The sequence below is a fragment of the Psychrobacter sp. 1Y4 genome (assembly GCF_051847555.1).
The window spans coordinates 1-657 of record NZ_JBPYDE010000672.1 but is presented as its reverse complement, the minus strand read 5'-3'; the positions used below and the strand labels follow the sequence as shown (position 1 = coordinate 657).

General features: G+C 40.9%; 1 protein-coding gene. It reads left to right on the top strand.

The window, feature by feature from the left end; genetic code table 11:
* Window positions 1-224 precede the first annotated feature (224 nt).
* Window positions 225-657, top strand: a 433-nt coding sequence (locus tag ACS8FC_RS18250) for a Na+/H+ antiporter NhaA (protein ID WP_439297827.1), incomplete at its 3' end; no start/stop codon positions are given.

Below are 657 nucleotides of genomic sequence, written 5' to 3'. Positions count from 1 at the left end.
AAAAAGATTTAACGACTTACAACTATTTTGCTCGTCGCATCGCCTTTATAATGTCACTATCATTGAGACGATATAATAGGCTAATGGCATTATTTCAGCGTATTTTATTGTCTATATTAATAAGAGTGTGAGAAACTGTTTTTATCTACTTGCTATATCGTCATGAATAGTAGTGTGGATATTTGAGATTATTTAGTAAATTGTACCTAGGAGATGAGGATAATATGGCAATACGAAGGATTAAGGCATTTTTTGAATTTGAGGCAGCGGGCGGTATCGTCTTAGCATTGGCTGCCGTTGCTGCAATGATCATTGCCAACTCCCCTCTTAATGTTTGGTACGAAGGTTTTATCCACGCACCAGTTGCCATTCAAATTGGCGAGTTTGCGATTGCCAAAGATGCTCACCACTGGATCAATGACGGTCTAATGGCTGTTTTCTTTTTCTTGGTCGGACTTGAGCTCAAGCGTGAAGTATTGATTGGTGAGTTGTCTAACGTCAAGCAGATTATCCTGCCAGCTGGTGCAGCACTGGGCGGTATGATTATGCCTGCGATTGTTTATCTACTCTTTAACTACAATGAGCCTGAGTTTTGGAAAGGTTGGGCCATTCCTGCGGCAACGGATATTGCTTTTGCGCTTGGTATTTTGAGCCTTC